This is a genomic window from Pseudomonas sp. GWSMS-1 (genome assembly GCF_049847425.1).
In the GTDB taxonomy this organism is placed as follows: domain Bacteria; phylum Pseudomonadota; class Gammaproteobacteria; order Pseudomonadales; family Pseudomonadaceae; genus Aquipseudomonas.
Genome location: NZ_JBMHHV010000005.1, coordinates 1,827,726 through 1,839,935 on the forward strand (window position 1 = coordinate 1,827,726; position 12,210 = coordinate 1,839,935).

Here is a 12,210-nt window from a genome sequence, read left to right on the forward strand (position 1 = left end):
ACACCTGATCGCCACGCGTTAACACAGCCTTTCAGACGCACAAAACAGATAAAAGTGCCCACACCTCAAGCAACCGCGCATTCGAGCGTGAATGCCATGGATACTAAGCAAATCGCGCCTTGGCGGCGCGCTGTACCGCGCGTATGTTCACTGCATATCTAGTTACGGAGGACAGGCTGATGGGTAAGCGTATTGCACTGGTATTGGGCTCCGGGGTGCGCGTGGCTATGCGCATATCGGGGTAATCGAAGAGTTGGAAGCCCGTGGCTATGAAATCGCCTGCATTGCCGGTTGCTCCATGGGCGCGGTGGTCGGCGGGATCTATGCCGCCGGCAAGCTCAATGAATACCGGGAATGGACACAAAGTCTGGATTACCTGGACGTATTACGCCTGCTCGATGTGAGTTTTAGCCTGGGGGCGATTCGCGGAGAAAAAGTCTTCGGCAAGATTCGCGAAATGGTCGGCGAAATCGACATCGAAAACCTGTCGATCCCCTTTACTGCAGTGGCCACCGACCTCACCAATCAGCAGGAAATCTGGTTTCAGGAAGGCTGCCTGCACCAGGCCATGCGCGCGTCGGCGGCAATTCCCAGCCTGTTCACCCCAGTGATTCAAGGCAACCGCATGCTGGTCGATGGCAGCCTGCTCAACCCACTGCCCATCGTGCCGGTGGTGTCCAGCCACTGCGATTTGATTGTCGCGGTTAACCTCAACTCGAATAATCAGCGGCAGTACGAGCTGCCGATAATCGAGCGCACGCCCGCACTCAAAGGGCGTTTCGACCTGCTGATGAGCTCATTGGGCTCGCACCTGCCTTCGTTCAAACGCAAACACGGCGAAGATGACGAAATGCTCTTGCTCGAAGAGCGCGACAATGGCGTGCAACCTGAAGCCATGAATCCTTGGCAGCACAATGCCCGCAGCAGTTTGAACAAGCCCGCCGCACCGAAATCGGCCAGCGGCTCGCGGGTGGCCGATCTCAGCGGCCCCGCCTCGTTGCTTGAGTTGATCAACCAGAGTTTTGAGGTCATGCAGACTTCATTGGCACAGTACAAAATTGCCGGCTACCCGCCGGACATCCTGATCAACGTGCCCAAACGAGTATGCCGCTTCTTTGAGTTCTACAAGGCCCCGGAGCTGATCATGCTCGGTCGGCAGATCGCCAGCGACACGCTGGATAAATACGAACGCGGAGAGCGCTAGCCACTGAGCACCTAGCTGCGTGGCGGCTCGGCAGGCTCAGCACTGCTGTTGCTCGCAATGGGAGTTCTTACCCAGTCACTCAGCAAGCTGTAGGCCACTGCCAACAACGTTGGGCCAAGGAACAGGCCCATAAAGCCAAACGCCAGGATGCCGCCAAACACCCCAAGCAACACCACAATCAACGGCAAGTTGCCGCCGCGGCTGATCAGGTAAGGTTTGAGGATGTTGTCGACGCCGCTGATCACAAAGATGCCCCAAATGAGCAGGAAGATGCCCATGCCGACTTCGCCCTGCCAGAACAACCAGCCCACAGCGGGGCCCCAGATCAGTGGTGGCACCATGATCAGGCTGAAGCCGAAGGTCATCACCCCCAACACCAACGCACCGGGCACACCCGCAATGGTAAAGCCTACCCAGGCCAGAATGGCCTGCGCGGCGGCCGTACCAATCACCCCGTTAACCACCCGCTGCACCGTACCGGCCACGAGCTCCAGGTAGTGGTCGGCGCGATCACCAATCAAACGCTGCAGCAGGCTTTGCGCAAATGCGGCCAGGCGCGGCCCATCGCGATAGAAAAAGAACACCAAAATCAAACTCAGCGCCAGCTCCAGCATGCCACCGCCAATCTGCGCACTGCGCGCCAGCAGCCAGTTACCCACTTGCCCCAAATAAGGCCGTACCGTGGCGAAAAACGCGGCGCCCTGTTGGTCGATGGTCAGCCAGAAACTCACCAGACGATCCCCCACCAGCGGTACGCCGGCCAACCACGCCGGTACTGGCGGCAATCCTTCGACCTGAAAACCCTTGAGCAAGGCGGTGACATCCTTGATGTGATCCGCCAGGTTGAACCCGAGCATCACCAGCGGTACGGCAACCACCACAGTCCAGACCAGCGTCAGCAGCCCCGCCGCCAACGCCTGGCGCCCGCCGAGCAAACGCGTCAGCACGCGCATCACCGGCCAGCTGGCAAACGACAACACCGCCGCCCAAAACAGCGCCGACCAGAACGGCGCCAACACCCAAAGGCTCGCGCCCAATAAGAAAAGAAGCAGAATCTGCACCAGCAGCCGATCGTTATTGGCCATTTACCCTGCTCCCTGCACAACAAAAAAGGCTCTGCCATAGGGGCAGAGCCGGGAAGTTTTATAGCGACAAGCGTAGCGCCACTGAGGTGCTAACGCAGCACGTTAAGTTGCACACCACTGACATCTGGCTCACCTAATTCCAGGCGGCTAGCACGTACACGTTGTGCAACGAGCGCCTCACGCCAGGCTTCAGCCTGGGCACCGCTGATACTCACGCGCAAGGTGCTGTCGAGCCGCAGGCTACGCGCCAGCAATTCAGCCCACGCCGCGCTGGGTTCGACCTGCTTGGCCAGACGCAGTTCACCGGTGCTTTTCAGCTGGCGCTGCAGCGTCGCCGGGGATGGCAGTACCTCACCCAGTGCAGCATTGGCCGTGAGTAATTCGGCATGCAGATAGGCGCGTTTGTTGCCGCGGGTGATGCTGTACAACGCTAACAGGCTGTCCTGGCGGGGTTCAGCCAGGCGCATCAAGGCATAGGTTTGCTCGTCATCCGCGCCCGTCAGCCTGGTGTTGTCGAATACCGCGTTCGCCCACAGGCTGCTTGAGCCGCACTCGCGGCCCACACACCAGTACAGCAGTTCGGCATCTTGCGCTTGCAGGGCTTCCCGGGCGTTAGCGAACACCTCATTGGCCGAGTGGGTGCGCGGCAACTCATAGGTCACGGCCGTTAACTCGCCTTTAGCGGCGACTTCTCGCTCATAACGCAGGTTGCCACTGATGCGCCGTATCGAGCCTTGCGGGTAGATGCGTTCCTGCTCGGCCACATCCTTGAAGCTGACAATCGTGCTTCCGGCAAAACGCGGCAGCACGTCAAGGTCATGACTGCCCGGTACATCTGCGCTCGCAACGGTACTGGCCAGCAGCAGGCTTAGGCCGAGGCAATAAGTATTAAACCGGCTCATTTGATCAACATCGACTGGGCGGCTTTGACGATTTTGTCGCCGTCTTCTTCGCGCTGCGGCACCAACAAGCCGCGCTGCACCGCTGGGCGTTCGGCCAGTTCAGCCATCCAGCGCTGCAAATGCTCAAGCCCGTCGACCGACACCCCAGCCCAGTCGTGGATCCGCACCCAGGGATAGGTGGCGATATCAGCGATGCTGTAGTCATCCGCGAGGTACTGCGCTTCACTCAAGCGCGTATCGAGCACCTCATACAGGCGCCGGGTCTCACGCTGGTAGCGGTCGATGGGGCCTTGCAGCTTTTCCGGAAAATAGCGGAAGAACACATTGGCCTGCCCCTGCATCGGGCCGACGCCCCCCATCTGGAACATCAACCACTGAATCACCCGCGAGCGACCTTTGGCATCGCTGGGCAGCAATTGACCGGTTTTCTCGGCCAGGTACAACAGAATGGCGCCGGACTCGAACACCGCGAAATCATCGTTGTCGCGGTCAACAATCGCCGGAATGCGACCATTGGGATTGATCTTGAGGAAGGCCGCAGCCTTCTGCTCCTGCTTGTCGAAACTCAATGCCTGCACGTTATACGGCAGCTGCAGCTCTTCCAGTGCGATGGACGCTTTATGGCCGTTGGGGGTGGCGGCGGTATACAGGTCGATCATGCGAATCTCCGTGGCTATCGCCACACCTTTCCCCAGTTGCCTTCAGCAAGTCAAGCCGCGCCCAGGAAAGCTTTGAAACAGTCTGCTACCAAGCCCGCGCCTACGTCGTCATCCAGGTGCAGATGATGGCCGCCAGGCAATTGCGCCACCTCGACAGCCAGCCCCGCAAGCAACGCGTTGACATCCGGTTGCGCCAGCAACATCCCTTGCTGCGCCATCACCAACTTAGTTGGACACTGCAGGCTGCGCGCAAATGCCAGGGCGTGAGCATGGGTCAGGCGCAGTGGCGATGGCAGGGTCAAACGGCTGTCGGTACGCCAGGTGTAACCGCCGGGCACCGGCATCAGGCCACGCTGGGCGAGCAGCTCGGCCGCCTCACGGCTAACCGCGCCAACACCACGCATGCGTGCTTCGACTGCGCGGGAAAATTCGCCGTATACCGGTTTACGCTTACCGGCCAGCGCCAGCTGCGCCTTAAGCGCTTCACCGAGCTTGTGCGGCGCGCTGTCTGCTTCACCGGTGTAAGGAATCAGCCCGTCAATTAGCGCCAGGCGCTCGATACGCTCCGGCATGGCCGCCGCCAGCAGCACCGAGACAATCGCCCCCATCGAGTGCCCCAGCAGAGCAAAGCGTTGCCAGCCGAACTGCTCGGCGACCTGCAGCACGTCGTAGGCATAATCCCAGATGGCATAACTGCCGCCGGGCGGCCGGTGATCGGAATGGCCGTGCCCGGCAAAGTCCAGGGCCACAATGCGCATCCCAGGCAACAAAGGGGCCAGCCGGGCAAAGCTTGCGGCGTTATCCAGCCAGCCGTGCAGGGCGATCACTGGCTGGCCATCTTCAGGGCCATACAGATGGGCGGCTAATTCAATGTGCGGTAGGCGCAGGCGCACCTCTTCGAAATTCAGGCTCATGCGCTTTGCTCGTTTGTGGGCTGGCCGGACCAGCGCTGGAAGAGTTTTTTCAGCAGCTCTGCGGTGTCCTGCGGGCGCTCCAAGGGGAACATATGGCCGCCCGGCAGCGTCAGGTACTCACCTTTCGGCACACGCCGCACCAGATGCGTGTGGTGCGGCATGACCACCCGACTGTGCCGACCCCGCACCATAGCCAGCGGCACTTGCAGTTGCTGCGGGCGCCCAGGGCTGGTGTGCGGCACGCTGCGATAAATGCTGATTTCCGTGGCGGGATCAAAGCGCAGGCGCAGGTTATTCGCGCTCGCCTGCAGGCCATGCTGAACATAAGCCTCCAAACACTCGGGGTCGAAGCGGCGAAACAGGCTCTTGGTGGCGAAATAGCCGCGTGCTTCGGCCAGGTCGACAAACTCCTCACGCCGGCCCAGGGTGCGCCCGGCGGGGTAATGCGGTCAATAAAACCAAAGCGCTTGGCCGCGCGAATCACTATTTTGTCGGCCAGGGTCAGCACTGGGGAATCGAGCATCACCACCCCAAGGTACAACTCAGGGCGCAGCAAGGCGGCGTGGTAATGCAGCACACCGCCCAATGAATGCCCAACGCCCCATACCGGCTGCTGATTGGCTTCGAGATGATGGATCAACTCATCGACCAAATTGCTCCAGTTGTCATTCACTGGAAAACGCGGGTCGTGGCCATGCTGGTCAAGGTGCTGCACCTGATAATCAGGTGCCAGCGCGCAAAACAACTTGCCGTAAGTGGCCGAGGGAAAGCCGTTGGCATGGGCGAAGAACACAGACTGAGTCATGGCGGGGGCTTATCAGGGAAGTTGGACTGATTGTCCGGCAGTGTTTGACAGGCAGCAATGACAAAGCGGCCAGTGAATGACGGCACTGTAGCCAACGCTGATGGGAGACCCCATCAGCCGCACTGACGGAGTGTGTGATTAGCGCTGGGCTGGACCGTTTTCACCCAGCGGTACGATGGCCATGGTCAGCCGAGAAATACAGCTGGCTTTGCCATCTTCACCGCTCAAGCGAATATCCCAGACGTGGGTGGTGCGCCCCAGATGCACCGGCCGCGCCACCGCGGTAACCCGACCGCTGCGTAGGCCGCGCAGGTGGTTGGCGTTGACCTCCAAGCCCACGCAGTAAAACTTGCTGCTGTCGATGCACAGGTGGCTGGCGGTTGAGCCGAGGGTTTCCGCCAGCACCACCGAAGCACCTCCATGCAGCAGCCCGTAGGGTTGATGGGTACGTGAATCAACCACCATGCTGGCGGTCAGGGATTCATCATCAAAGGCTTCAAAACGGATATCCAGTTGCTCACCGATGGTGTTTTTCAGAATCGCATTGAGCTGTTCGAGGTTGGGGGGTTGCTGCCAGAGGGCCATAAACAATCCTTAAAGGTAGGTGCCGTGAGAACGTGGCCGGCATACACGCCGGCCAGGCGCGTGATCACTCGTGCCAGAGCACAGCCTCGCTGCGTTCGGTCCACTCGCCGAAGCGCTCAGCGTAGGCGCCCTCCACAACCGCACGTTTGATCTTCAGGGTTGGCGTGAGGAAGCCGTTGTCCACCGCCCAGACATCCTTAACCAGCACCAGACGCTGCAGGCGCTCATGCTTGTCGAGGCTCTTATTGACCTGCACCAGAAGCGTTTCCAGGCTGCTTTGCAGCTCGCTGCGACCACCATTGACGGCTTCACTGCGCCCCACATCGGAGAGCACGCACAAGGCCATGGGCTGAGTCATGCCATCGCCCACCACACACACCTGCTCAATGCGCGAATGCTCGCCCAGGCGGTTCTCAATCGGTGCCGGCGCGACGTACTTGCCTTTGCTGGTTTTGAAGATTTCCTTGATTCGCCCGGTCAGGCGCAGGTTGCCCTGGGCATCCTGTTCGCCTTTGTCGCCAGTGCGCAGGTAGCCATCGGCGGTCATGGTTTCTGCGGTTTTTTCCGGGTCTTTGTAATAACCCTGCATGGTCGCACCACTGCGCACCTGCACCTCGCCATCCTCCGCGACCCGTACCTCAACACCTGGGCTGTTCTGCCCGATCCAGCCCTGCTGGAATTTGCCTGGCCGACAGACATGCGAATAACCACAGTTCTCGGTCATGCCATAGACCTCCAGCACATCCAGGCCCAAACGCTTGTACCAGTTGAGCAAGGCCTCAGGCACCGGCGCAGCGCCAGACAGAGCGTAGCGCACCGCATCCAGCCCCAGACCGACCAGTACTTTTTTGCCGACAATACGGCCGACAATGGGCAGTTTGAGTAGAAAGTCTAATTTCTCCGCCGGCATCTTGCTGTAAACGCCCATCTGGAATTTGGTCCAGATGCGCGGCACGCCGAACATCACCGTTGGCCGCGCACGCTTAAGGTCTTCTAGGAAGGTATCCAGGCTCTCGGCGAAGAAGATCGTCTGCCCGGCGTAGATCGACGCCAACTCAACAAACATGCGCTCAGCCACGTGACACAGCGGCAGGTAGGACAGCACTCGGTCATTTTCGCCTACGCCAAACAGCTCGGTGGCATGACTGGCGGCAAAGCCGAAGTTACTAAAGTGATGCATCACCCCTTTCGGTGTGCCGGTGGTGCCAGAGGTGTAGATGATGGTGGCGAGCTGATTGGCGGCTGGCGTGGGGTTATCCTGAATCGGTGTGCAGGCCTGCAAGTCATCCCAGATAAAGCTGAACTCTCCCTGCGGACGCAGTGGCAGGCCGATGGTCGGAATATCCTCCGGCACGCCCGGCGCCATGCCCGGCCAGTCATCCAGCTTACCGACGAAGACCAGCGCCGCCTCGGAGTGACGCAGCACCTGGCCGACTGATTCCGCTGTGAGGTTGGGGTACAGCGGCACCGAGACGTGGCCGGCCATCCAGATTGCCAGGTCAGCAACGATCCAATGCGCACAGTTCTTGGAAATGATCGCAATACGGCTGCCCGGTTCCAGTTCGCGGCTGCGCAACCAGTTAGCCGCACGGCGCGCCTGCTCGCCGACATCGGCCCAGCTCAGCTCCAGCAGCTGACCGCCCGGCAGCGGCTGCACCATGTATGGTTTATTCGGGTGCCGAGCCTCACGCTCATAGAACACTTCAAGCGGCAATCGGATTTCTTCAGCCACAGGGCTTCCTCCTTTGTTATTTTTGTGGAGCCAACCAAGCAATTGCTTGGTTGGACTATTCCACGCACAAAGGCGACCCGCAAGAGGAGAAATGTTTCGGTGTGTAGTGCCGCGTCAGATCGGCGCGGGGTGCTTGTGAGCAGACAATGTCATCAGCCCAGCGAGCAGCGCATCGCCCTCAAGCAGCGCCAGGCTGGCGGTATTCATTGCTAGGGGTTGCTGACGATGGCCGTGTAGCAACAGCCCCGCCAGGGTGCCTACCAGCGGTTGATGGGTCACCAGCAGCAACTCCTGCAGCGCATAACCGTCAAGCTCACGCAGGGTTTGCCGCAGATCACTATCTGGCGTCAGCCAGGGCACGGTTACTCGACTGCCACTAAACCCCAGCACCTCACACAGCACATCGGCCGTCTGCTGAGCGCGCACATAAGGGCTGACCAGTACCGCTTGCAATGGGCGGCCTTGCAAAAGCCCAGCCGCCTCACGTACCTGCCGCCGGCCATGGGCCGTCAGGTTGCGCTCGGCATCAGTGCGCGCCGCCGATTCGGCTTCACCGTGACGCAGCAGCCACAGCTTCATCGCCCTGCCCTCACTAAGCGGTTTCTCACAACTTGGGCTCTTCATCACGCACCGGGTGTGCGGCGGCCGGGATGCTGTGCGGGCTTTCGCCCTGCGGTGCCTGTGGGGTTGGCCAGTCGGCGAACGGCCAGGGCTTTTCATCACTGTTGAAGGTGCCAAAGCGACCGATCTGCGCCAGGTACTGGCTCAGGCTGTCGCCAAAACCCAGCAGACCAGCGTTTGGCGCGCCGTAGAACAGGCGATAACCTAGTTGCAGCAGCACCACGGCGCCCAAGAGTATTTCCGCCAGTTGCCAGACGATGGTGAAAATCACCATCCACAGAATGCGCAGCAGAATCGATTCGCGCTGCAGTTCCTGATTGCCATCACTCATGCTCATCTCCTTGCAGGTTTTAACGATAAAACTCAGAAACCAGTGGTTGGAATAAAATCGACATCGGTCTTGGGCTCTGCGTTCATCAGCGCACCAATGACCTGATCCAACGTTCGGCCCTCAAACACAATCGCATGCAGGCCCGCCACCAGCGGCATGTAGACATCCAGCTCCTCGGCTTTGGCCTTCAGCACCTTAATGGTGTTGACGCCCTCCGCCACTTCGCCCAAGCGCTCAACTGCATCCTCCAGGCTCAAGCCTTCGCCGAGGGCAAAGCCGACTTGGTAATTACGGCTTTTCGCGGATGAGCAGGTCACGATCAGGTCACCCACGCCAGCCAGGCCGAGGAAGGTCATGGGGTTAGCGCCCAACTTGACGGCGAAGCGGGTCATTTCCGCCAGCGCGCGGGTAATCAGCATGCTCTTGGTGTTTTCGCCCATGCCCATGGCGGCTGCCATGCCGGCGATGATCGCGTAGACATTTTTCAGTGCACCGCCCAGCTCAACGCCAAAACGGTCGGCACTGGCATACACACGGAAGGTTCGGCCATGCAGCGCAGCCTGAACCTGCTGGCAAAGGTCTTCGTCCTCACTGGCCACGACTGAAGCCGTCAGCGCATGTTCGGCCACTTCACGGGCCAGGTTCGGCCCCGACAACACGCCGATGTGTGCCTGCGGGGCGATGTCTTCGAGAATCTGGCTCATCAACAAAAAGCTCTGCGCCTCGACACCCTTGGTGGTGCTCACCAGCAGCTTACCTGCCAGCTGCGCCGCCACCGGCTGCAAGACTTGACGCAGGGCGCTGGAAGGCAACGCCACAAAAACCAACTGGCTGGCGCTCAATGCCGCGGCGAGATCGGTCACAGGCTCCACGCCGAGATGAATTTTGATGCCTTTAAGATAACGTGGGTTTTCACGGGTCAGTCGAATCGCTTGAGCCTGCTCGGGGTCGCGCATCCAGTGCAGGACGTGCTGGCCATTTTCCGCCAGCAAATTAGCAATTGCAGTGCCGAAGCTACCGCCGCCAAGCACTGCGATGGGTTGCTGATTTGTCATAACGCATCCGTGGTGAACCATTGAAAGTGGCAAAACGAGCGCATTATACGGTGCGCAGCCCGCGCGACCAATTTATGCCATTGGCTGCGGCCACTGCAAAAGCCTAAGGCCTCGGTTACCATGCTGGCCTTTGCATACCATCCGAGCGTTTGCGTGGCTAACACTTCCCCCCTGGCGACACTGATCGGCTTATTGAGCTTGCTGCCTCCCACACTGGTGGTCGCCGAAGACCTCTTCGGTCAAGGCCAAGCGCTGCCTGAAATTCTCAGTGCAACCCGTTTGAAGCAATCGCCTGCAGCGGTGCCCGGCAGTGTTTCAGTGATTGACCGCGCACTGATCGATGCCAGTGGGGCCCGCGACATTCCTGAGCTGATGCGTTTAGTGCCCGGCATGATGGTCGGCTATGTCAAAGGCAACGAAATAACAGTCAACCACCACGGTGGTCAGGTTGATTCAGCCCGGCGCATGCAGGTGTTGATCGATGGCCGCTCAGTCTACCGACCGGGCCTGGCCACCGTTGATTGGACCGACCTGCCACTGGCCATAGAAGATATTGAGCGCATCGAGGTCTTTCGCGGCCCCAACACCGTTAGCTACGGCGCCAATGCCCTGACGGGGGTGATCAGCATCACCACACGCAACCCCGCCAATAGCCATGGCACCCGACTGAAATACATCCACGGCCAGCGCGGCATTGATGATTGGTATGGCAGCCAGGGGTTCAGCAGCGGTAACGGTGATTTCCGCCTGTCGCTCTCCGGCCAGCAAGACAGTGGTTTTGACCGCACCGATGAAGATCAGCCCTACCGCGACAGCCGCCGCAGCACGCGCATGCAGCTCAGCGCCACGCATACGCTGGACGACAGCCAAATCCTCGACTGGCAACTGGCCGCCAAAGAAGGCAGCAACCAAAAAAACTTCTATTCCGATGAAGAGGCCTTGGTCAAAGGCATCGTCCCAATGGTGACAGCAACAAGGACATCACCGCCCGCGACTACTCCGCCTCGGTTCGCTGGAGCCTGGACACCAGCAGCACACATAACCTGCAACTACAGGCCTATGCGCAGCGCTGGGAACGCACCCAGGAATGGCGCACCTGCGATTTGGCGCTGGCCTTCACGCCTGAAGTGGCCGCGCTGCACCGGCTTAATCCAGACGCCGTGGATACGCTATCTCGACTGCTCAGAGATGGCAGGTCCAATAAAATTGACAGCACCATCACTGACCCGACGCAAAATGCACTGGCCAAAACAATCAGCGCCAACTTCCTCAGTGCCGGTGGCGAATTTAAGGCACCGGTATGCGGCGACATCAACAACAACATCAAAGAAACTCGCTACGACTTTGAGCTGCAGGACACCCTGAGCCTGAACGATGATTTGCGCCTACTCAGTGGCCTCAGCTACCGCAAGGACAGCAGCAACTCACAAAGCTATTTTCAAGGCAGCCTGGATAATGAAATCTGGCGCCTGTTTGGCCATCTGGAATGGCACTTGAGCGAACATTTCGTCCTGCAGGGTGGCACCATGCATGAGGACGACAGCCTGAGCGGTAGCTCACTGACCTCGCGCATCGCTCTCAACTACTTGATCACTCCGCGTCATGGCCTGCGCTTTGTCTACTCCGAAGCGATCCGCTCGCCGGACATGCAGGAAAACAACGTCAACTGGGCCTACCGGATGGAGAACCTGTCGCCAAGCCTTAATGGCAGCACCTCGGCTTACTACTTTGCCACGGCACAAGGGCCCGGCGACCTGCAGCAGGAGATCATGCGCTCGCGGGAGGTCGGCTATAACGGCCAATTCGACTTCGGCTTACAGATCGACATCAAGCTGTTCAACGACGAAATCCATCAGATGATTGCCGAGCCCCTGGATATCAAGGAGTTCAGCCAGAACAATGAAAACTACATGTGGCTGCGCGGCGCGGAAACTGAAATCGACTGGACATTCACCTCCTCAGATCGCTTGCGCCTGACCTATGCCTATGTGGATTTCGAGACGTCTGAAAAGTCCTACCAACGCCTAACCGCCCGTTACAGCGGCTCGGCAGGCTGGTTACATGAGTGGGGCCACGGCTGGTCAAGCAGCCTGTTTTACTACGGCGCAGATCTACTCAACGAGCGCCGTTTCGAGCGCGCCGACTTGCGCATAGCCAAGCGTTTTAACCTGGGTAAAAGTGATCTGGAACTGGCTCTGATGGTGCAACAGCGCCTGGATGATGAAGCCCTGACCTGGCGCGAGAATCTCTATGACGAGCGCCGCCTAATGTCTGTCAGCGCTCAGCTGGACTTTTAAATGACCAAACTGCCAAGGAT

Annotated in this window: 11 protein-coding genes and 2 pseudogenes; 2 read left to right on the plus strand and 11 right to left on the minus strand. The window is 59.5% G+C overall.

The genetic code is table 11. From position 1 onward, the window contains the following. Window positions 1-179: 179 nt before the first annotated feature. Window positions 180-1,204, plus strand: a pseudogene (locus ACEPAJ_RS12060) (patatin-like phospholipase family protein). Between the two features lie 11 nt (window positions 1,205-1,215). Here ACEPAJ_RS12060 and ACEPAJ_RS12065 read toward each other — a convergent pair. From ACEPAJ_RS12065 to ACEPAJ_RS12115, 11 genes are all read right to left on the minus strand, one after another. Continuing rightward, on the minus strand, window positions 1,216-2,289 hold the full coding sequence (locus ACEPAJ_RS12065) for an AI-2E family transporter (protein ID WP_425915023.1): 1,074 nt from the start codon (window positions 2,287-2,289) through the stop codon (window positions 1,216-1,218). Window positions 2,290-2,378: 89 nt separating this feature from the next. Then, window positions 2,379-3,191: a DUF4892 domain-containing protein gene (locus tag ACEPAJ_RS12070; RefSeq protein WP_425915024.1), complete on the minus strand. Its 813-nt coding sequence runs from the start codon at window positions 3,189-3,191 to the stop codon at window positions 2,379-2,381. Next, a complete protein-coding gene (locus tag ACEPAJ_RS12075; protein ID WP_425915025.1) occupies window positions 3,188-3,850 on the minus strand; it encodes a glutathione S-transferase family protein in 663 nt (220 codons plus the stop codon). The genes ACEPAJ_RS12070 and ACEPAJ_RS12075 overlap by 4 nt, the downstream gene beginning before the upstream one ends. 50 nt (window positions 3,851-3,900) lie before the next feature. After that, window positions 3,901-4,764, minus strand: coding sequence for an alpha/beta fold hydrolase (locus tag ACEPAJ_RS12080; RefSeq protein ID WP_425915026.1), 864 nt, complete (start codon window positions 4,762-4,764; stop codon window positions 3,901-3,903). Continuing rightward, on the minus strand, window positions 4,761-4,895 hold the full coding sequence (locus ACEPAJ_RS12085) for an alpha/beta fold hydrolase (RefSeq protein ID WP_425915027.1): 135 nt from the start codon (window positions 4,893-4,895) through the stop codon (window positions 4,761-4,763). The genes ACEPAJ_RS12080 and ACEPAJ_RS12085 overlap by 4 nt, the downstream gene beginning before the upstream one ends. Beyond that, on the minus strand, window positions 4,874-5,569 hold the full coding sequence (locus ACEPAJ_RS12090) for an alpha/beta fold hydrolase (RefSeq protein WP_425915028.1): 696 nt from the start codon (window positions 5,567-5,569) through the stop codon (window positions 4,874-4,876). Before ACEPAJ_RS12090 ends, ACEPAJ_RS12085 begins: the two co-directional genes overlap by 22 nt. Window positions 5,570-5,707: 138 nt before the next feature. Then, window positions 5,708-6,154: a hotdog fold thioesterase gene (locus tag ACEPAJ_RS12095; RefSeq protein WP_425915029.1), complete on the minus strand. Its 447-nt coding sequence runs from the start codon at window positions 6,152-6,154 to the stop codon at window positions 5,708-5,710. A 64-nt stretch (window positions 6,155-6,218) separates the two neighbouring features. Beyond that, window positions 6,219-7,886 (minus strand): AMP-binding protein, encoded by a 1,668-nt coding sequence (locus tag ACEPAJ_RS12100; protein WP_425915030.1) that lies wholly within the window; start codon window positions 7,884-7,886, stop codon window positions 6,219-6,221. Between the two features lie 114 nt (window positions 7,887-8,000). Continuing rightward, window positions 8,001-8,465: a phosphohistidine phosphatase SixA gene (gene sixA / locus ACEPAJ_RS12105; RefSeq protein WP_425915031.1), complete on the minus strand. Its 465-nt coding sequence runs from the start codon at window positions 8,463-8,465 to the stop codon at window positions 8,001-8,003. A 25-nt stretch (window positions 8,466-8,490) separates the two neighbouring features. Then, window positions 8,491-8,838: a DUF4389 domain-containing protein gene (locus tag ACEPAJ_RS12110; protein ID WP_425915032.1), complete on the minus strand. Its 348-nt coding sequence runs from the start codon at window positions 8,836-8,838 to the stop codon at window positions 8,491-8,493. Between the two features lie 32 nt (window positions 8,839-8,870). Then, window positions 8,871-9,893 (minus strand): NAD(P)H-dependent glycerol-3-phosphate dehydrogenase, encoded by a 1,023-nt coding sequence (locus tag ACEPAJ_RS12115; RefSeq protein WP_425915033.1) that lies wholly within the window; start codon window positions 9,891-9,893, stop codon window positions 8,871-8,873. A gap of 120 nt (window positions 9,894-10,013) precedes the next feature. On the opposite strand from ACEPAJ_RS12115, the pseudogene ACEPAJ_RS12120 reads away from it, so the two are divergent. Then, window positions 10,014-12,190, plus strand: a pseudogene (locus ACEPAJ_RS12120) (TonB-dependent receptor plug domain-containing protein). The last annotated feature ends 20 nt before the right edge of the window (window positions 12,191-12,210 follow it).